The following is a 20006-nucleotide window of genomic DNA, read 5'->3' on the forward strand; positions in this document are numbered from 1 at the left end:
ACATGAAGTTTAGCGTCGAGAACAAGGAACTGACGGTAGGCTCCATTCAAATTACCGGCGTTGCCAGCTCGTCCGTCTTATTGATCGGCGATACGAAAGTCGTCACGTTGTCCTCCATATTCGATACACCCCCGGAATCGCTGATAATCGGTCCCATCGTGCCATTGACGCTGGAGTAAGCAATGGCAAGAATCTCGATCGTCCGGAACATCCATATCAACGACGTTGTGCTAAGCTCCACTATTCTTATCGGCGATATCGTCGACGTCAATTTGCGCAATAAGGCGCTGGCGGTGCAGCGCGAAGTTTCTTCCTACCATTCAAAGGAAGGGAATTTTGACGACTACCGGATTTTTACCAAGCCAATCCCCCAGCCGGACGTGTACGAACAGGTCGACTTTAACGTTGTGAATCGCAGTCCGTATATTAAAGTTGGAGATGTGGACGTCATTGGCATCTCGACTTCAGCCCTGCTGCAGGTCGGCTCCAATCAAACGATAAGAGCCGAGTCGCGCACCAAACATATCCGGCAGTTGAAAGGCAGCCCGTGAGAAGTTCGCAACCTAGCAGCCAGGTTGTCAGGTCAAGTGGATGTAGCTCTGTTTTGTCAAATACAATCAAAAAGGGGCTGTCTCCAAAAGTTTTTTCGATTATGCGAGCCCCGCTTAGAACCGGTTTTCCTCAAAAAAAAAGGACCTCTCCACGTTCAGTGGAATTTGAGGTCCTTTCGTTTGGAAAGGGCGACGCTCCATGTCATGCGAGCGCTTTTGGGACAATCCTTTGTGTGCTGCAATTTCGTGCGTCTATTCGACTAGTTCGAGCAGTTGGCTGAATTGGGTAATGATCATATCGGCGCCATCCAGCTCGCTGTCTTTCCCGAACTGGGCGTAACGGCAGCCAACGACCGGCAAGCCGTTCTCCTTCCCCGCTTCCACGTCGGACGAACGGTCGCCGACCATCCAGGCCGAACGGACCCCGTGATGCTCCAGCAGCAGCCTGACCAGATCCACCTTGGAGCGGGTCTCGTATTCGCCCGCGCTGTACAGTCCGGTGAACAGATCGTCCAATCCTTTCAGCCGGATAACTTCCTTCACGTAGCCTTCCAGCCCGTTGCTGGCAACGAACAGCTTGATACCTTTGGCGTGCAAAGCTCGTAACGTTTCTTCCACACCCTCGTACATAACCCCTTCTCCGCGAAGGAGCCCTTCCGTCTGATGGCGGAGCAGCAGCTCGTCCGCGCGGCGGCGAACCGCTTCGTCGCTGTCGGGCAGCACTCTCGCCCATATATGTTCCAGGAGCATGCCGAGACTGCTCAATATAAGTTCTTTCGGCGGCGTGCCGAGCGTGTAGGTGCCTTCTTGTCGCAGTTCCTCGAAAGCGGCCTCATAAGCGGGCAGCAGCAGCGTTTCCGTCTGGAACAGCGTTCCATCCAGGTCGAACAGCATCGCTTCCGGGCAAGTTCGTTTCATCTTTTGTCGGTCCCCTTTTGCAACGGTAGATTTGAGGAAATAATACTAATCAAACCATGTTTTCAGACGGATTGTCAAATGACCGGGACAAAAGGAATGTAAAGGAAATGACAGTAGCTAAGAAAATGATTTTCGTGTATGATAAAATCATACAAAAATTATTTTCACACTCCAGATCAAACATCCCGTTTAAGCCGCATTCCGAAAGAGGTGACATGCTCGCATGTCCGATTTGTTAAGATCGATCCGCGAGCAAATGCACGAGCTGAATCCGAAGGAGCAGACGATCGCCGCGTTTATAACCGAGCATCCCCAGCTCGTCGTACGGCTCGGCATAACGGAGCTGGCGGACCAGTCGCAGACGAGCGCGGCTACGGTCTCCCGGTTCTGCAAAAACTTTCATGCGGGTGGTTTCGCCGGACTGAAGCTGCAGCTCGCCACCGAGCTCGCCCTGCAGCCGGCGGCTGACTCGTATCAGGACATCGTCGCGGGCAATACACTGGAAAGCATCGTGTCCGCCATGGAAGCGAACCATATCCGCTCGATCTCCGATACGTCCCGCCTGCTGGACCCGAAGCAGCTCGCACGTGCGCTGGACGCGCTGCGAAACGCCGGTCAGATCGATATCTACGGCGTCGCTACATCCGGAGTCGTCGCTCAAGACTTTTACCAGAAGCTCGTCCGGATCGGCCGCAGGGCGACCGCGTTTTCCGACCCGCACATGCAGATTACGTCGGCGTCCATCCTTGGCGAAGGAGATACCGCATTCGCCATCTCGTATTCGGGGGAAACGCCGGAGACGATCGATGCGCTCCGGTGCGCGAAGGAACGCGGAGCCGCAACCGTATCGCTGACGAAGTACGGGCCGAACACCTTGTCGTCGCTTGCCGATATTCCGCTATACACCTCTTCGCTGGAAGAAGGAATGCGCCGGGGAGATATGGCTTCGAGAATCGCGCAGCTGCATGTCGTCGATATTTTGTTTACCGGACTGGTCACGGAATCGTTCGACGAGTATGTGCCCAAGCTGGAGCAGTCGTATCAGATGGTCAAAAAATACCGCAAAGAAAAAGGGAGATAACACACGATGAACATTTTAACTTTCCGCTCTAACGAGGAATTAAACGAAGCGGGCGCAGGCATCATCACCGGACTCGTACAGACCAATCCGCGGGCGGTGCTCGGTCTTGCTACCGGCGGAACCCCGGTCGGAATCTATGAGGAGATCGTCAAGTCGTACAACAAAGGGATGGTCAGCTTCAAATCGGCCACCTCGTTTAACCTCGACGAATATGTAGGCATTGCCGAGGATCATCCGGAAAGCTACCATGCTTATATGAAGCATCACCTGTTCGGCCATGTCGACTTTGCTGCGGAACGCACCTATCTTCCGAACGGCAACGCGGAAAACCTGGAACAGGAATGCGCCCGGTACAACCAGTTGCTCGAAGACGCGAAGCAGATCGACCTGCAGCTTCTCGGCCTCGGCCATAACGGACATATCGGCTTCAACGAGCCGGACCATTCGCTCGTCAGCGGCACTCATATCGTCAAGCTGAAGGACGAGACCCGCCAGGCGAACGCCCGCTTCTTCGATTCGATCGACCAGGTGCCGACTCATGCGCTGACGATGGGAGTCGGGGCGATTTTGAAAGCGAAAATGATTCTGCTCGTCGTACGCGGTGCGGACAAGGCGGAAATCGTCCAAAAAGCGCTGCAAGGCCCGATTACGACCGAGTGCCCGGCTTCGCTGCTGCAAACGCACCCGCATGTCGTCGTGCTGCTCGACACCGAAGCGGGGAGGCTGCTGAACGCATGAGCGGAAAAATCGCGATCACGAACGCAAAAATCGTCACAGAGCAAGAAGTTATCGAAGGCGGCACCATCGTTCTGAATGGAGGAATCATCGAGTCGATCAGCGCTTCTCCGTACGCCGGCGGCGATGCGGAGACGGTCGACGCGCAAGGCGGCTGGGTGCTTCCGGGCTTCGTGGACGTTCACGTTCACGGAGGCTACGGAGCCGACTGGATGGACGCGACGAAGGAATCGATCGACACGATCACCAAGTTCCACGCCGGCCACGGGACGACTTCCATCGTCGCTACGACGCTGACGGGACCTAAGGATCATCTCTCCCAAGTGCTGGACGTCGTCGCCGATTACCGGTCTAAGGACATGCCCTACGCCCAGGTTGTCGGCGTCCATCTGGAAGGACCTTTCATTAACCTCAAATGGAAAGGCGCGCAAAATCCGGCCTACATCGTCCCTCCGCAAAAAGCGTGGCTCGAGGAATGGACTGCGAAACATCCCGGCCTGATCCTGCAGCTGTCGCTTGCACCTGAGACGGAAGGCGCGCTTGAGCTGATCTCATGGCTGCGCGCGAACGGAATCAACGCGGCCGCAGCGCACACCGACGCCACTTACGATCAGGTGATCGCGGCTGCGGACGCGGGGCTGAACCAGGCGGTGCATACGTATAACGCGATGACCGGACTTCACCATCGCAACCCGGGCACTGTCGGCGCCGTTCTGACCGACGACCGCATCCGGGCGGAGATTATCGCGGACGGCCATCACGTCCATCCGGCCTGCATCCGGCTGCTGACCAAAACGAAAACCGAGGACAACCTCCTCATGATTACGGACGCCATGTCGGCGGCCGGACTGGAGGACGGCGAGTACGACCTCGGCGGACTGGCGGTTATCGTCTCCGGCGGAGTCGCTACGCTGAAGGAAGGCAACAGCCTCGCGGGCAGCACGCTGACGATGATCGGAGCGCTGCAGTACGTCGTTGGCAAAGTCGGCGTCACCGTCCCTCAGGCAAGCCGTTATATGAGCGGCAATCCGGCGCGCCAGCTCGGCCTCTTCGACCGGACGGGCAGTCTCGCCCCGGGCAAGCAAGCCGACGTGCTGATCGTTGGTCCGGAGCTTCAGCTTCAGCGCATCTGGGTGAGGGGCAAGGAGCAGGAAGTGTTTGGAAGGTAAATGTTGCAGCAAATAGCCGTTACTACGAAAGAAAAGCCTGCAGATCATTCGCAGGCTTCTTTCGTTTATTCCCAATTCCACTCGCTATCGCCTAAAAACCCGATCAATTCGGACATCAGCGTTGATAGCCGGGGATCGCCATACTCCACAGCCTTTTGCCCGAAGCAAAGTATAGCCGGCCGTCCACATAAGCCAACCCGGCCGTAATGGCCGGCGGTTCCGCATGCAGCGGCACGAGCTTGAAGGAGCCGGTGTCGATCCGGAAAACCGATCGGGTTCGGACTCCGTATATACGCCCCTCCTCATCCTTTACAAGGCCGTTGCGTACGACACCGCCCATCTCCTCGATATTCTCGGTACGGATCACTTGTCTCGACATCGGGTCATATACAAAATAATGTTTCGCCGTGAACGCGTGGACCTTGCCCTGCCCGTCGATTTCCATCAAAGCCACTTCCGGTTCCCCTTGCGCCGGCACTTCGCTGTAGACGACCCGTTTCGCCTGCCAATCGAGCCGGTACAGCCTCCCCTCCGTTTCTTTGGGCTTGCCTCCGCCCGGAGCTTCCACGCTCGTGCCGCACAATAAATCGCCGCCCGGCAGCGCGACCATACAAACGGTGCTGTGGTAGGGAACAAGACGCTCGTTGGGCAGCAGTTCGTCTTCGCCGGTTGCCACATTGCGTATGTACAAGCCGCCGCCGATCGCACCGTATCCCGCATAGCCGCCAAATACGGCATGCTCTCCGTCCGGATGCGCCAGCGCGCAGCGCGGGCGGTAGATCGCTTCCTGCGATGCGACCAGCTGCGGGTTCCGCCCCTCCGCCGCCGCATCGGTGACGATAGGCCGGGTTGTATCGATAAGATGGACGTGACCTCCCGCATAAGCCGCTCCTGCAATCCGGCCGCCCAGCACCGCATAGGCGCAGATGTTGCCGCCGCCGCCCTTCTCGATCGCCTTGCCGCCGAAGTTCTCCACGGCACCGGAGTGCGGATCGTACCGGTACAGCTGGAGCGGGTGGTTCGAAGTCCCGTAGATGCGGCCGTCGGGACCCGCCACGAGCGGCGACAAGTCGGCGCCGTCCGTCTCGTACGACAGCCGGATCGGGAACGTTTGGCCCGAAGATTGGTCCAGCAGGACGACTTCCTTCTCCGCCAGGCTCATCTCCAGCAGCACCCACGGATGCGGGAAGGCGCGATGGACCGTCTCAAACCCGGTTCCGCTATAGGCGCTCTTCGCGACTTGCTCGGCCGTTACGGGACTCATCCGCCCTTGCTCCAGCCGATACCACCGCGGTTCAGACCCGCCGGACTCGGTATCGTAATAACCGTAAACGCGGCCGTCCGCGCCCAGATGCACCTTCCCTTGACCTTTCCGCCGCTCGCCGTCCGGCACCAGGGAGCGGGCTTGCAGCGTCACCGGGTCTACGGCCGCGATCGTCTTGCGCTCGGTACCGATCCCGCCGTAGATCCAGCCATAGGCGTCCACGGCCAGGCTGAACGGGTATTTCTCCTCCGCGTCCAGTTGCCCGATCACCGTCAGCGTTTTGCAGTCCGGATCGTATTTCATAAGACGGCATTGCGGATAAGAGGCCGTATAGATCGTCCCCCGGCCGTCTTCCGCGAAGCAGAAGCCGACAATTTCTCCGGGCAGCCCGGGCCGGGCGTAATCGGTAAATCGTCCCCGGAACGGGTCCAGCACCATGAACATCCCGCCCGCTCCGACATAAAACATCCCGTCCTCGCTGCTATAGGAAGCAAACGGGTAATCGACATGCTGCTCCGGAAACGGTACCTGCAGACTGGTCCTCTCCTGCGGATTTACAATAACGACATAACCGCGTGCCGCTATTACCAGACGCGTCTCTCCTTCGCGATTCGTGCAGATGGCCGCCGTACGCCCTTCGTTGGCTGGTACGGGAACGCCGTGGTCGGTAAACGCTGCTAACGTTTCCTTTTGTTCCGGCATGATGGTTGCCTCCTAAACTTTAACCTGAATACAACCATTATACAGGTTCCTCAGCCAACGCTCGAGTTCCTAATTGGACGAAAAATAGGAAAAGCTTTGAACTGCCATTATTCCCCTGACCAATCGGGTTTCCGACAAAATAAAGGTTGCAAGCCGCTCTTATCCGGTTTTTTCCATAAAAAGAACCGGGGCCAATTGGTCCCGGTCCTTTCGCAGCTGCGCCTCACAGCGCGCAGCGCTTATTCATAATTATTTGCTCATCAACGTTTTCACAGCTTTGTAGATCAACGTTCCCGAGAATAGGACCATAGAGACGATGCCGACGCCGTCTAATACCGGTTCCAGGCTGGATATCATCGTACCGTCGAGCGGCAGCTCGGTCAGCACATATCCGGCCAGAACTCCTCCTACATGAGTGAGAAGTTTTTCCATGTACCTCCACCTCCCGTACGTCATATGCTGCCAGTATATGCAGCAATCTCTCAGCTCGCTTGGACAAGTGCACCGATTGGTAGGAGATGGACGGCGGCGCGGAAACCAATTTTTTCAGAAATGGTAGTTTGTAAAGAGCCGTTCATCGGGTTTCTAACGAACCCTTCGTTGGATTGCCGATGAACCCGAGCGTTGCCAGCAGGACAGCCAACGTGTGACCGGACACCACGCGCCGGGAGTCGCGAGCGTTGTGGAAGCAGCTTTCCTTCCAACGCTTATTCGGCCTCATTAGTCCTTTTGGAAAACCTCCAAAAGCTGCCGTCAGCAAGCTCCGGCTTCCCCCGAAAGGGCCGAAGAATCTCGAACCGAAACAGACCGGATAGCCGGTTCCCCCTAAACACCGCCCCCCATTCAGAGCACAATCGGTCATTGAATTTTCTATGAATCCAAGTATACTTGAATTATACGTTCGGTTGTGAAGCACACGCCGCTTGGATACACGCTGCACCTTGATGGGTCAGTTTGTGTCGAAGTGGCTTCTTTATTTTTAGCCTATGCTCAGAGAGGTTGGGGTTCGATGTCAAGATTTGAACAAGCCTACGAGGAGTGGGTACGGTCGGCCATTGCCCAAGAAAAAAATCATAGAAGAGTCGAACTACTGGAGAAGGGGCTCGGCCACGGTACTCGCGAGTTTCTACGCTCCGTCTGGTTTCCGGCTGTAAAAAACTTTAACCATCTATATCCGGAATGGGAAGTACGCGACTTCCACAACGGTTATCGCTATCTGGATCTGGCTTATATGCCCGGCGGCGTGAAAGGAGGCATCGAGATTCAAGGCTACGGATCGCATGCAAGAGATCTCGACATGAGACGCTTTAAGGACTTATGCTGGCGGCATTGCTTGTTGACATTGGACGACTGGATGTTTCTATCCATTCCATACGGGTCCATTACCGATGAACCCAAGCGTTGCCAGCAGCTTGTCCTTTCCTTTATCGGGAAGTTTGTTGCGATGGATGTGCCCGAACCTTTGACTTGGCTGGAAGCGGAAACCGTTCGTTTTGCGAGGCGGCTGCTTCGACCGTTTACACCTTCGGAGTTGGCCATCCATTTGCGAGTCACAGACCAGCATGCGAGGAGGCTTCTTCATAAGTTGGTCGAATTTCAGCTTCTGCTAGTCGTCAGCGGCAAGCAGCGTTATCGTATGTACGGCTTACGAACCCAGTAACCCTTATTGGGTCCGCATGTAGCGATCTGAATTGTTACGAACTCCACTAGCGTTATTTCAATGATGCGATTTCATTCCCGTCTATTTACTCGTTCATAAGGCTGCTGGAGTTCGTTACATCAAAAAAGAAGCCGTTTTCCCGGCAATAAGAACGATTGAGTTCGTTAGCTGAGACACCTTCGGCTGGCTGAGTCACCTTCACAGACTGAGACACCTTCAGCTGGCTGAGACAACCATCGGCTGGATGAGACACCTTCGGCTGGCTGAGACATCCATCGGCAGGATGAGACACCCTCGGCAGGATGAGACACCTTCGGCAGACTGAGACACCCTCGGCTGGCTGAGTCACCTTCGGTTAGCTGAGTCACCCCTCGGCAGAGTCCCGGATGACCCCGCTCGAACCACAAATAGAGAAGCCGGCCGCTATCCACAGCAATCGGCTCCTCTACCGGAATCCATCGAACGCTAGATAGCGACGATGTTAAAACATCAACTCCAGCCATTGCTCCTTCGTGACCGCCCCGAAGTACCGGGTCAAATCCACCTCGTCCAGCAGCGCCCGGACCGCTTCTTCGTCGTACTTGACGCCGACGAGCTTGTCCGCGAATTCCTGCGCGTCCCAGGCTCCGAAGAAGTCGCCGAATACAGCGGCCTCGGCGATTTTGCCGCCCTCCACGTTCAGGCGGACGTCGAACGTGCCGGCCCCCTCGATCCGCAGCGTCTTGCGGACGTTAAACGAAGGGGATCTGCCGTAGTTCCAATCCCAGTTGCGGTACCGCTCGTCCGCCAGTTTCCGGACCGCCTCCCAGTCCGCCTCCGCAAGCTTGTATTCCGGAATGTCCGTGTCTCCGAATATCGACTCCAGCAGCCGTTGCCGAAATTCCCCGATCGCGATCGGCTCGCGCAAAAATTCGGAAATGTTCGCCACCCGGCTGCGAATCGATTTGACGCCCTTCGATTTGATCTTCTCCGGATTTACGTTCAGCGCCGATACGACGTTGTCGATTTGCGATTCGAACATCAGCGTACCGTGGCTGAACATCCGGCCTTTGGTGGAATATTGGGCGTTGCCGGATATTTTGCGTTCTCCGACCTGGATATCGTTGCGACCGGTCAGTTCCGCCTCGACCCCGAGCCCACGCAGCGCCTGCACAACCGGCTCCGTAAATTTGCGGTAATTGTGAAACGACTTGCCGTCGTCGTTCGTGATAAAGCTGAAGTTCAGATTGCCGAGATCGTGATAGACGGCTCCACCGCCGGACAACCGGCGAACGACGTGAATGCCATTGTTCTTCACGTAAGCGGCGTTTATCTCTTCGACCGTATTTTGGTTTTTGCCGATAATGATGGACGGCTCGTTGATATAAAAGAGCAAATAGTCCTCGTCGGCCGGGAATGTTTTCAGAGCGTATTCTTCCAGCGCCAGGTTAAGCGCCGGGTCGGTAATGCCGCGGTTATCGATGAACAGCATGGCGTCTTCTCCTTGTTCCGTTACGGTAGTCGGAAGGCCTTCGTGCGGAAACCGGCCTTCTCTCTCACTATACCGCAACCGGCAGGTTCGTTCCACCTGACCGCCGCTTCCCTATCCGCCTCCAGTATGGCGGATATCCGTCCCAAGCGCTTCCTCTCTAAATCCTTAAGCAAATAACCGTTACGGACACGTTTGCGCCATAACAATTTGACAAAATAATGATTCCTTACTGGCAAACCGGAAATATGAACGCGATTTATGGTAACATTAGATGGAGAGAAATATAGGAAGGGGCGGGCATCTCGTGGAGCGCGTACAAAAACAGACACTAAGTCTCGACATACGGACGAGATCGTTCACTAAAGTTGTATTCGATACAATTAAGATCGGCATTGTGAAATCGAACTTAATTGCGATGTTCGCGGGTCTGTGTATGGCCCTTTATGTCGAACAATTGTCCATATTTGATCAGATCGGTCCCATCCTGTTTGCCTTGATCGGTTCTTCCTTGGTGATCGGTTCGGCAGGCGTTTTCAACAATTTGTATGACCGGGATATCGACGCCATTATGGAGAGAACGAGAACGAGACCGACCGTAACCGGACAGGTCGGCACGAAAAGCGGCTTGATTATCGGTTTCTCGACCGCATTTCTCGGGACGATCGTCTTGTATTTGGCTTCGCCACTAGCCGCTGTATTCGGCTTTCTCGGACTGTTTTTTTACGTTTTTCCTTATACGATGTGGACGAAGCGCAGAACGATTTATAACACGGAGGTCGGAAGCTTATCGGGCGCTATGCCGCCGCTCATCGGTTGGGCGGCTATCTCGAACGACATCACTCATCCGGCAGCGTTGGCAATTTTTTTGATGATGCTCATTTGGCAGATGCCTCACTTTTACGCCATCGCGATTCGGCGCATGGAAGAGTACCGGGCAGCAAACATTCCGATGCTGCCTGTCGTGAAAGGCATTCGCAGAACGTACGTGCAAATGAACGCATATTTGGTGGCGTTGCTATTGTCCAGCGTGTTGTTCTGGTCGCTTCATCCAATTATCGCGTTGACGAATGCCGCGCTTAGCGTTTGGTGGATCGTTCTTAGCGTGTCAGGCTACCGCCGCAAACCGGAGAACAAATGGGCGAACTCCATGTTCGGTTTCTCGCTGCTCCACATTACGGTTCTGATGCTGGGCATTATCGGGTATTCCCTTATCGTCCCGTTGTTTCACTAATAGGCAATGGATATAGGTCCTTGTCTTTAAAAGGTATTTGTTCTTGTCCGCCGGCAGCAGGGAAATCATATGGAGTAGTAAGTCCATATACATCTGTAAAAAACAGATTAGTTGAATATGCAGACGGGGATGCCGTGGTAAACATCCGTATTTGGCGGACGTGTACCACGGCATCCCCTTCTTATCCCCGGCATCGGCAAAGCATATACTGCAGCGGCCGTGGACGCTGGATAAGCTGTACGATGAATGTGCTTGATCGTTTTGCCGAGTATGCTCCGGATGGCAACGAGCAGGCCTGCATCCATCCGCTTCTTTTTTTATTTGAGCCGCTCCGTCTCGATCATCTTGTTGATTTCTTCCTCCGCCTGCAACAAGGCGGTATTCACATCCAGCTGTTCATCGCGGAACAAGACGAACTTCTTGTTCACGATATCCTCCGCCTTGCTGCGATACTGCGAAGCGATCGGATAGGGGACCGGGGAGCTTTTGAAAATGCTTTGAATATGTTTGTCTTTCAGGTACGGCTTGCTGCGGCCGAAAGCCGCCTTAACCTCATCGTTTTTCAATGACGTGATTTGACCGTCGGCAGACAGCTCCTTTTGCACCTCATCGGATACCGCTACCTCAATCACGCGCAGCGCATCCTCCTTGTGTTTGCTTGACGGCGTGATCGCCATGACTTGTACACTGGCGTTGGCAAATATATTTCTCCGCTCCGGATAGCTCGGATACTGCGTCACATCCCAGTTCAAACCTTCCTTTGTCGGCGCTTCCAACGCAGAAAACAAATTCATGCTCGCGAGCATCGCCAGATTCTTTTCCTGCATAAAGTCATTGTTCGGCGTATGACCCGGCTGAATCATATTTCCGGGAATTTTGTACATCGATTTCACCAGCTCAAACACTTGCTTCCACTGATCCGTGCGGACGGAAGCTTTCTCGGTCTTATAGCTTGCTGCGGTTCCACTAGACAGAAAAAGCCCGCTATTTGCACGGGCTTCATTCGGATGATATTCTTGTCGTTCGACATAACTTTTAGCATCAGAACATGTTTCAGTCACTTTCGCATGCGCTCCGAAACGAAATATGATTTAATATACCCAAGGAGCGTGATGCAATGGACATCAAATCGTTTTTATATCCCAAGAATGAGGTCTCTTACCTCGTGACATCCTCAAATATGAAAGAAGCCATGGATAAATTGGAGGCGAGCCACTATACAGCTATTCCGATCTTAGACGAAAATGGCCTATATTTCGGAACCTTGTCTGAGGGAGATTTGTTATGGAAGATGAAGGCCACGCCCGGTCTCAGTTTCGATACGATGCACGAAATTCCCGTTACCTCCATCAAAAAACGGCTGAAAGTCGAATGTGTTGCGATCGACGCCGATTTGGACGATATGCTGGCGCTGGCAGCCGATCAGAACTTCGTTCCGGTCGTAGACGCCGATCGTGTCTTCCTCGGCATAATTCGCCGCAAAGATATAATCGCATACTATACCCAGAATATTGTAGATTAGTTGGAAAGACCTGATCTAACGGATGATGCAGGCTGCCGTTCAACCGGCAGCTTTTTTTGTTCTGTATTGTCCCGCCCGGTGCCGATCAACGGGTACGGATGCCGCACACTTGAGCGGCCCTCCGGTATATGTCCCGCAGCTCATCCGTGCCGACAACCGTATGGTTATGCTCGAACGTCAGGTGGAACGCCGAGTTCCGCTCGGCCAAATGACACAAATACAAGTAAGCATCTCCGCAGCCGTCGTCCCCGCCATCGCTTTCCCGCACGGGCAAGTGATGCTTGAACGTGTCTTCCTCATACCGGACGTTGCTGTAATGCACCAGGTACACGCAGGAGGCGAGCCGGTCGATCCAAGCGTACGGATCGAAATTGTAGAAAGACCGCCGCGTGATATCGAGTCTGGCGGTGTCGACGACAAGCCCAATCTCGCGAAACTGCAAAAACATGTCGGTGAAAATATCCTCATACTCGCCAAAAAAGTCGTGCTCCAGCAAAATCCGCTGCTTATAGCGATGCTGCAGCTCGGCAAGCTCGTGGAACATCCGCTCGGAGATGTCGCGGAATTCGGCCCGCGGAAGCCGGTCGGAGGCGTATCGCTGCCGCTCTCCCGGCAAGCGGCGGTACAGCTTGCGAATCGGCGGCTGAAAGACGGGGAGGTACGGATAGTGAAACAAAATGTAATCGGCCCCGTAGCGGGAGGCAATCCCGGTTTGGGCCTCGACCTCCCTCATGGCCTCGCGTCGTTCCTCGGCGTCCGGGGCGTTCAGCAGCGGCAGGTCGTAGCCGTTATCGCCCAGAATCGGCCCGTGCACGCCGTAGCGGATTCCGCTCCGCTCGCAAAATAATTGCACCTCCCGCAAGCTTTTCTCATCGGCATAACGACAAATCTCAAGTCCGTTCAGCATATCCAGCTGTACCTGCTGCCACTTGACCGGCTCGAGCTTGTCCCACATGCCCATCTGCAATCGTCTCATCCGAGTCCCCCTAATAAGCTATATCGTCCAGTACTAATAATCTCCTACATTGGACTGTCCGGCAACCGGTTTGGTTGCGCGCTTCGGCTGCTGGATGTTCCGACGCTTCATCGGCACCGGGCCGCACTTCCTGTTCAGGGCAAGACGGCAGACGGCGCGGGTGAGGCGGCAAATCCCTGCTCCGTCGTTTGGCCGGAAGGGTTTCCCCGGCGGGCGACGAATAGTTTTTTACTGGAGGTGTTCTAGTTTCTTATGAACCAGCTAACAAAATCGGTGCCGCACAGAATCCATACGTTTACAGAAGCTTGGCTCGAGTGGCTTGGCGGCGGCAAATTCCCGGTCGCATTTTTTGGCGACAGTACGTTTGACGGTGCCAATACAACCGATTGGGTCCGCAATACGATCGGCGCCGACAACCAATCCCCGAACGCATTCTCGAAAAAGCTGGAGGAGCTGCTCCGGCAGGCGACCGGCAACGACAGCTTGCGCATCTACAATGCCGGCTTCAGCGGTCAGACGGCCAGATGGGCAGAGAAGGTCATCAGCGAGGAGTTCGGCGAAGCTTCCGCTTACAGCGACGTCAAAATGATCGGAATCGGCTTCGGGATTAACGACCGGCTCGGCTATCCGAACGAAAAGGCATACCGCGAAGGCTTCAAGCGATCAATCGTGACGCTGATCGACTGGTGTTATTCGCAAGGCATCCAGCCTTTTCTGCTGACGACCCAAGCGACCGTAGAACCGGGGGTGCTGACGCAATATGCGGACGAATACCCGATGCGGACGAGCGAGCACATTCATTCCGCAGCCAATGAGGTAAAGCGCGAGCTTGCGGACGAATACGGCTTGCAGCTCATCGATCTGAACGAGTTCGGCGAAAGCTTCCTGCTCTACTCGCCGCTTAGCACCGCAGCGATCATCTCGGACCGGCTGCATTTTGGAGATGCCGGCCACCGCGCAGAAGCCGAGTATTTGTTCTCCCGCTTCTGTCCGCGCACGATCGCCGTCGACTCCTACACCAAGATCGACTATTCGAGCCAGCGGGTGTTCGACTGCGTGCCGGAGGATTGGCTGACCATGCCGGATGCCCCTTCCGGCAGCTTCAAAGTGTATGTGGACCGCACGAAGGCGGATACGTCGGATCTGGGCATCCTATCCGCTTGGTTGTTCGTGAGCTCCAAGAAGAAGCTTCGCTTGTCAGCGTACCGGGGAATCTCGGCGGACAGCCGCACCTACGTTCGGATCAACGGCGAAACTAAATCTCTGGAAAGCCCCGAGACGGTAATCGGCGATCTGGACATCGGGCTGTACAAGCTGGAAGTTTTCACAGGACCGTCGGAGCGGGTTGACTTCAAAGGGTTTATTTTGGAGTAAACGTTCCCGCTGGTAATCATTCTGATCCGGGGCATAACCGCCTCTAAACAAAACAGGCACCTCCATCGTTGGCCCTTGAGAGGCAAAAAGCTCTCTCTTGAGCGGACAACATAGAAGTGCTTGTTTTCTCATTTCTGTGACTGCTTGCCTTTGCGCGCCCTTCGGGTGCCAAACCAGGCTCCAGCCAGCACCAGCACCGAAAAGGCCGCGATCGCTGCATACAGCCCCCGCTGATTTTTCGCAGGCGTAACAACCGCGCCCGCTTGCGAACCGGCAGCTTCGCTGTTTAACGGATGCTTCTCTTCCCCGGCTTCAAGCGGATGATCCTGCAGAAATTGATCGTACGTTTCGGTGTACGGATGTTCCGTGGAATTCGTTCCCCGGTAACTTTCAGTTACCCGATTGTTTTGAATGACCGCGATATTGTTGCTGTCCGAGGTAAAAGAAAGCTCTCCGTTATTCACCTGCAGCAATACCATCACTTCGGTTCCGACGGGCGGGATCGCCTGAATGACGGCGCCTGTCGTATAAATAAACTCTTTTACAGTCACACCGCTGCGGCGGAACGGCTCCATGTCGAAAGACTCGGGCTGCTTTAGCACCCGATGAATACGGATGACGGCTTCCTGTCCTTCCTGCTTCTCTTTGGCGGGCTTTAATTGCTCCACTTTGCCCTTAACGATCACATCCGACTTTTCGATCATTTGGGCCGGGGGCAAAATAAGGAGCTTCGCATCAGCTCGAGGTGGAAACCATAAGCTAAAAACGAGCAAGAGAGCAAAAACCGGCATCAGGCAGCGGATCGGACGCATAGACTTCCCTCCATTTCCCGATAATAGCTGCATGCTTATATGACGATGGAATCCTCAATAGGTTGCAGCTCGAGGGGATTTACAGAGCGGGTAACGACTGCGGCGCACAATCGGAGCTTGCGAATCCGGGACGGGTCTGCTATTATGAGTATCGCCGAATACCTAACTATCGTTAGTTAGAAGAACGGAAGGAGCGATCGTTTATTACCGCTACCGCTATTAAATCCGCCGCATTGAAACTGTTTTCCGTACACGGCTATGAAGGGACGCCTTTATCCGCGATCGCCAAAGAAGTCGGGATTAAAACTCCGTCGCTGTACGCGCATTTCGAGAGCAAGGAGAAGCTATATTTCGCCGTTTACGAAGAGGTACAGGCCGAGCACGTCCGCAGGCTGGAAGCGTTGATCGACTCGGTCCGGGAGGAAAATACCGGGACGAAACTGTATACGATATTGTCGGAGACGTGCCGCAATTACTTGCTCGATGAGGAAAAGGCGGCGTTTCTGAAACGGGCGATGCTGTTCCCTCCTTCCTCCTTGCAGGACGAGCTGCAACAGCGGTTTATGGACGCGGAGAAGAGGCAAACCGCCGTCTACCGCGGCATTTTCGAAGCGGCTATCGAGGAAGGATCGATCGCGGGCCGGGATGCGGATGACTTGCTCGCCGCTTATTACTGCCTGCTGGACGGATCGTTCGTACAGATGTTTTATTACGGCCCTGACCAGTTCCGGCAGCGGCTGCATTCCGTCTGGTCGATATTTTGGGAAGGAATCGCCCGCTGATGCGTCGATCGGAAGATTATCTTACAACTAGAGAACGGAAGTGGAGTGGGAGACATGGCTTGGTTTTATTTGGTGATTGCCGGTTTATTTGAAGTGGTATGGGCTTTCGGCCTGAAATATTCGCACGGGTTTACAAGAATCGGCCCGAGCGTCATAACGGTCGCAGGGATGGCCGTCAGCTTCTTTTTCCTGTCGCTTGCGCTGAAGTCGCTGCCGATCGGTACGGCCTACGCCATTTGGACGGGAATCGGGGCGCTGGGCACCGTCATAGTCGGGATGATCCTGTTCGGCGAACCGAGAGAATGGACGAGAATCTTGTTCCTGCTGTTTATCGTGACAGGCATCGTCGGTCTGAAAGTAACGTCCGGCGAGTAATCCGAATCAACAGGCCTCATACTAAGGGTAGCTTACTCTTCTAGCGAAAAGGGAGGAACAAGAATGGATCGAACCGGAATCCGGGTGCCGTTCGGCTACGAACCGCCTGAGGAGACGTCAAAAGGCACGCTGCTGATCTACGACAGCTTCGACCTTGGCGATGATGAAGACAACCCGTCGCCCGTCGCCGGCGACTGGCTGGACCGGCAAGGACTTGCCGAGCTCGCCGGCTGGGCCGAGCGCCGGTTTATTTCGCGCGTAGTTTGGTACGTGCCCCATGAGGAGACGCTGAAACGGATGGGCGTCCGGTACCCGGCGCCGATGTACAAGCGCGAGGAGGCGCTTCGCGAGGCAGCCGATTCGATCCGTTCGGGGGTTCGAACCGAGATCGACACCTGGGAGCGGAAGCGTAAAAAGTATACACCGATGGATACCGCGCTGCGTTATATGGAAGAGCGGTACAAGGGACCTTACTTCCTCGGCTTGTCGGAAGGAACCGCGAACCGGTTTGCCTCTTATCAAGACTTCGAGGAGTGGATACGCAAAATCCGGCTCGTCGTCGCCGCAGGCCCCGAGTTCCAGCCGCATCCTCATCTCGGCAAGCATGCCGCGCGCTGGAATGCCGCAACTAAGCGCGAATAGAAAAACAGCCGCTTGGGACCTGGTGCCAGGTCAGACCTTACGTGCTGCGCCTGAATGGGCTCCGGTTATCCGTCAGTCCCTTTCCAGCACAAGCACAAAATAAGCTCTGACCGGGTACGGCTCCTTGCGGCTGTTTCCGTATCCAGCAATTGTGTGATTCAATCACGCATCGTACGCAGATTGCGAATTACGGTTGCCGGCTAAAACCGAGCAGCTCCTGAAGCACAGGCGTAAGCGTATCGGCCATCCGCAGGAAGCCTAGATCGGTCGGGTGCACCCCGTCCACCGTACACTCGTAGTAGCTGTCCGTGCCAAGAAGCGCCGTGCCGTCAAAAAAGTGAATGTTGGCGTCCCCTTGCCGGCGGTACGATTCAACCGTCTCCATCTCGATCTGCATCATGTCCATTCTTTTCTGGAGCAGCGCCGGCTCGAACCGCTCGCGGCCGAACTGGATTTTGGACAGCACCAATATCGGCACGTCCGGATGAGCCTCGCGGTAAATCCGGATAAACTCAGGAAGCGTCTTGCGCATCAAGTCCAATTCGCCCGCATTGGCTTCGTAATCAAGCACGAGCAGGGCCGGATCGCTGATCTCGCTCAAGACGCGGGCGACTTCCGGGTCACCGCGGCCGTTACCCGAGAAACCTTCGTTAATAAATTCCATCGGAATTCTGCGGCTCAAAATGTTCGTATACGCCATCCCCGGACGGGTAGCGCAGCCACCCTGCGTAATCGAAGTTCCGTAAATGATCACCTTACGGTTATTCGCATAAGGCGCCGGCGCAATCACTTCCGCTCCCGGATCGATCCCGATTTCGACTTCCTCGACCCCTTGATACAGCGGGAAGTTCAGCGTTACGCTGCGTAGTTCCTTTTGCGGGAACTCGTACATCATTACTTCATATTCCAATTTCGTATGATCGTATCGGGATATGCTGTAAAAGTGCTGATCGCCCGTCTCGCCAAAGTATAAGTCGAATCCGCATTGGCCGGTGGACGGCATATGGTACATATTCGCCTTGCCCGACAGCTTGACGCGGATCGCCAGTCGGGCCGAGTCCGTCCGGAACGCGATCTGGCCTCCGGCCGTCGATTTCGACAGCTGCTGAACCTCCGGGCGAATCGGATAATTCGGTTGTACCGGCAGTCTCCGGTACACTTGATCCTGCTCGAACCAGGGAAAGCCGGATAAGCGAAACGGCTTCTCCTTCGGCGACATCCAGATCATCCCGAGGTTCCCCGTCTGCTCCAGCGTCATATTAGGGTCCAGCTTTTGCGCATCCACCTGATTCGTTTGCTTCGTTTGCTCCGCCATCGGTATGCGGCCTCCTTCTAACCGGATTTGCTCCGGTAATCCTTTTCTTCCCGATTTTACCACAGCCTGTCCAGGAAGTACCGTTGGGAAATATAAAAATTTTTACGGATTTCCCTACTTCTCCGCGCCCCTCATTCCGTGAAGCAGCTCGATGATATAGATGACGTTCCGGATGATATGATACGGATCTTTGACCGGCAAAGCGACGACTTTGTCGATCGGCTCGCCGCCGCGCTTGCGGATCTGAATCCACTCACCCACGCTTTCGTCCGGGTTCGGAAACGTCCGGAACGTATAGTCGTGAAGCCGGTTGTAATCGCGCAGAAAATCGTCGTCGCGCGTTAATCTGTAACCGAGCAGCGTCGTATAGAGCGCTTCGGAATGCGGCCACCATAGCTTGTTGTCCCAGTTTTGCCGGATTTGGCCGGCCATCGCCGTATGCTCGATCCCGCTTAGGTCGCCGTGCGGCTGACCTCCGTCCTGATCGACGAAGAGAAGTAGTCCGCCGTATTCGGAATCCCAGCCCAGCTCGACCATTTTTTTCGTCGTGCGCAGCGCTTTCGGGATATAAGCGTCCAGTCCGAGCTTGCGGGCCGCATGGATGACGAACCACATATCTTCGATCGTATGACCGGGATTGCAGTACCGGCCCAGCAGCGAGTCGACCCGGCTGTTGTCCGCCGCCAGCATCTCATTCAGCACACCGTCTTCGCGCATAAAATGATTCGTAATTTCATGGAGGAACATCTTCATATTGTCACGCAAATGCTCCAGCCGACCGGTGCCCGCCTGATCCGCATCTACAGCTGGAAGCGACTCCTCCGGCGTCGGGTACGGCGCCATCTGATAATCGCCGCTGCGGAATCTCTCCATGACGGACCCGTACAACGTGCGGGCGAATTCGAGGCTTGCGGCGTCCCCCGACTCCGCTGCGTATTTGGACAACCCCGCAATGACGAAACAATCGGCAAATATGCTGGAGTCGTAACGGTCGCCCGGAGCATTACGCTTCGGATTGCCTTTCTTGTCCATCACAAACGTACAATTCCCGTTCTCCAGCAGACAGTGATTCATCAGAAACCGCGCGCCTTGTCCCGCCAGCTCCAGAAACCGGCTCCGCTCTTCCCTGCTGAAAGTACCTGTAGTCATCGAAGCAAGCTTCGCGTACATCCAGACGAACCGGCCCTGCGACCACGTATACTTGTCCGTCGAGACGAGAGTCGCCCCCGTGTTGTCGTAACAGTTGAAGTAGCCCCCGTCCTCCTCATCAGTAGAACGCAGCCAGAACGGCAGCAGCACCCGTTTCAGATGATCCTCATAGAAATCGTACAACTCTTGCAAGTTCCCGGCACTATACGATACGGTCATCTCTGCTCACCCAAACCCTTTCCCTGCAAGTTTCACTTCGTCTACTAGTCAAACTATC

At 55.1% G+C, this 20006-nt stretch carries 21 protein-coding genes; 12 read left to right on the forward strand and 9 right to left on the reverse strand.

All coding sequences use genetic code 11. The annotated features are described in order from the left end of the window. Positions 1-2 precede the first annotated feature (2 nt). Together PV433_RS01805 and PV433_RS01810 are read left to right on the forward strand one after the other, a co-directional pair. The gene (locus tag PV433_RS01805) at positions 3-179 is read left to right on the forward strand and encodes a spore gernimation protein GerPD (RefSeq protein WP_332070479.1); all 177 of its coding nucleotides are present in this window, start codon (positions 3-5) and stop codon (positions 177-179) included. Positions 180-182: 3 nt separating this feature from the next. Then, positions 183-551, forward strand: a complete 369-nt coding sequence (locus PV433_RS01810; RefSeq protein ID WP_332070480.1) for a spore germination protein GerPE — start codon at positions 183-185, stop codon at positions 549-551. A 252-nt stretch (positions 552-803) separates the two neighbouring features. On the opposite strand, the gene PV433_RS01815 is transcribed toward PV433_RS01810, so the two are convergent. Further along, positions 804-1469 carry an HAD family hydrolase gene (locus PV433_RS01815; RefSeq protein ID WP_332070481.1) on the reverse strand — a complete coding sequence of 222 codons (666 nt, stop codon included), beginning with the start codon at positions 1467-1469 and terminating at the stop codon, positions 804-806. A gap of 223 nt (positions 1470-1692) precedes the next feature. On the opposite strand from PV433_RS01815, the gene PV433_RS01820 reads away from it, so the two are divergent. Genes PV433_RS01820 through nagA form a run of 3 tightly spaced genes read left to right on the forward strand, consistent with a single transcriptional unit; the run spans position 1693 to position 4454 of the window. Continuing rightward, complete coding sequence (locus PV433_RS01820) at positions 1693-2550, forward strand: MurR/RpiR family transcriptional regulator (RefSeq protein ID WP_332070482.1); 858 nt, start codon at positions 1693-1695, stop codon at positions 2548-2550. Positions 2551-2556: 6 nt separating this feature from the next. After that, positions 2557-3288, forward strand: coding sequence for a glucosamine-6-phosphate deaminase (nagB, locus tag PV433_RS01825; protein WP_190929359.1), 732 nt, complete (start codon positions 2557-2559; stop codon positions 3286-3288). Further along, positions 3285-4454 (forward strand): N-acetylglucosamine-6-phosphate deacetylase, encoded by a 1170-nt coding sequence (nagA, locus tag PV433_RS01830; RefSeq protein WP_332070483.1) that lies wholly within the window; start codon positions 3285-3287, stop codon positions 4452-4454. Before nagB ends, nagA begins: the two co-directional genes overlap by 4 nt. Before the next feature lie 115 nt (positions 4455-4569). On the opposite strand, the gene PV433_RS01835 is transcribed toward nagA, so the two are convergent. Then, a complete protein-coding gene (locus PV433_RS01835) occupies positions 4570-6420 on the reverse strand; it encodes a hypothetical protein (protein WP_332070484.1) in 1851 nt (616 codons plus the stop codon). Positions 6421-6669: 249 nt separating this feature from the next. Next, positions 6670-6852, reverse strand: coding sequence for a hypothetical protein (locus PV433_RS01840; RefSeq protein ID WP_332070485.1), 183 nt, complete (start codon positions 6850-6852; stop codon positions 6670-6672). 577 nt (positions 6853-7429) lie between these two features. Between PV433_RS01840 and PV433_RS01845 the strand changes: the two genes are divergently transcribed. Then, positions 7430-8080, forward strand: a complete 651-nt coding sequence (locus tag PV433_RS01845; RefSeq protein WP_332070486.1) for a transcriptional regulator — start codon at positions 7430-7432, stop codon at positions 8078-8080. Positions 8081-8561: 481 nt separating this feature from the next. On the opposite strand, the gene PV433_RS01850 is transcribed toward PV433_RS01845, so the two are convergent. Beyond that, positions 8562-9551, reverse strand: a complete 990-nt coding sequence (locus PV433_RS01850) for a lipoate--protein ligase (protein WP_332070487.1) — start codon at positions 9549-9551, stop codon at positions 8562-8564. A gap of 271 nt (positions 9552-9822) precedes the next feature. Between PV433_RS01850 and cyoE the strand changes: the two genes are divergently transcribed. Then, the gene (gene cyoE / locus PV433_RS01855; protein ID WP_442951462.1) at positions 9823-10782 is read left to right on the forward strand and encodes a heme o synthase; all 960 of its coding nucleotides are present in this window, start codon (positions 9823-9825) and stop codon (positions 10780-10782) included. 317 nt (positions 10783-11099) lie between these two features. On the opposite strand, the gene PV433_RS01860 is transcribed toward cyoE, so the two are convergent. Then, positions 11100-11843 (reverse strand): hypothetical protein, encoded by a 744-nt coding sequence (locus tag PV433_RS01860; RefSeq protein WP_332070489.1) that lies wholly within the window; start codon positions 11841-11843, stop codon positions 11100-11102. A gap of 56 nt (positions 11844-11899) precedes the next feature. Between PV433_RS01860 and PV433_RS01865 the strand changes: the two genes are divergently transcribed. After that, positions 11900-12304 carry a CBS domain-containing protein gene (locus PV433_RS01865; RefSeq protein WP_332070490.1) on the forward strand — a complete coding sequence of 135 codons (405 nt, stop codon included), beginning with the start codon at positions 11900-11902 and terminating at the stop codon, positions 12302-12304. Positions 12305-12389: 85 nt separating this feature from the next. On the opposite strand, the gene PV433_RS01870 is transcribed toward PV433_RS01865, so the two are convergent. Next, positions 12390-13280, reverse strand: a complete 891-nt coding sequence (locus tag PV433_RS01870) for a sugar phosphate isomerase/epimerase (RefSeq protein WP_332070491.1) — start codon at positions 13278-13280, stop codon at positions 12390-12392. 252 nt (positions 13281-13532) lie between these two features. Between PV433_RS01870 and PV433_RS01875 the strand changes: the two genes are divergently transcribed. Continuing rightward, positions 13533-14654 (forward strand): SGNH/GDSL hydrolase family protein, encoded by a 1122-nt coding sequence (locus PV433_RS01875; protein ID WP_332070492.1) that lies wholly within the window; start codon positions 13533-13535, stop codon positions 14652-14654. Between the two features lie 128 nt (positions 14655-14782). On the opposite strand, the gene PV433_RS01880 is transcribed toward PV433_RS01875, so the two are convergent. Then, complete coding sequence (locus tag PV433_RS01880; RefSeq protein ID WP_332070493.1) at positions 14783-15466, reverse strand: hypothetical protein; 684 nt, start codon at positions 15464-15466, stop codon at positions 14783-14785. Between the two features lie 233 nt (positions 15467-15699). On the opposite strand from PV433_RS01880, the gene PV433_RS01885 reads away from it, so the two are divergent. The 3 genes from PV433_RS01885 to PV433_RS01895 all read left to right on the forward strand — a co-directional run bounded on the left by PV433_RS01885 (position 15700) and on the right by PV433_RS01895 (position 17265). Continuing rightward, a complete protein-coding gene (locus PV433_RS01885) occupies positions 15700-16248 on the forward strand; it encodes a TetR/AcrR family transcriptional regulator (RefSeq protein ID WP_332070494.1) in 549 nt (182 codons plus the stop codon). A gap of 54 nt (positions 16249-16302) precedes the next feature. Next, entirely contained in the window at positions 16303-16623 is a 321-nt protein-coding gene (sugE, locus tag PV433_RS01890; protein ID WP_190929345.1) for a quaternary ammonium compound efflux SMR transporter SugE, read from the forward strand. 63 nt (positions 16624-16686) lie between these two features. Beyond that, positions 16687-17265, forward strand: coding sequence for a hypothetical protein (locus PV433_RS01895; RefSeq protein WP_332070495.1), 579 nt, complete (start codon positions 16687-16689; stop codon positions 17263-17265). A gap of 187 nt (positions 17266-17452) precedes the next feature. On the opposite strand, the gene PV433_RS01900 is transcribed toward PV433_RS01895, so the two are convergent. Together PV433_RS01900 and PV433_RS01905 are read right to left on the reverse strand one after the other, a co-directional pair. Continuing rightward, positions 17453-18580 carry an SGNH/GDSL hydrolase family protein gene (locus PV433_RS01900; protein WP_190929343.1) on the reverse strand — a complete coding sequence of 376 codons (1128 nt, stop codon included), beginning with the start codon at positions 18578-18580 and terminating at the stop codon, positions 17453-17455. A 114-nt stretch (positions 18581-18694) separates the two neighbouring features. Then, positions 18695-19948 carry an AGE family epimerase/isomerase gene (locus PV433_RS01905; RefSeq protein WP_332070496.1) on the reverse strand — a complete coding sequence of 418 codons (1254 nt, stop codon included), beginning with the start codon at positions 19946-19948 and terminating at the stop codon, positions 18695-18697. Positions 19949-20006 lie beyond the last annotated feature (58 nt).

It is taken from the genome of Paenibacillus sp. GYB004 (genome assembly GCF_036577605.1).
Taxonomy (GTDB): Bacteria; Bacillota; Bacilli; order Paenibacillales; family NBRC-103111; genus Paenibacillus_AB; species Paenibacillus_AB oceani.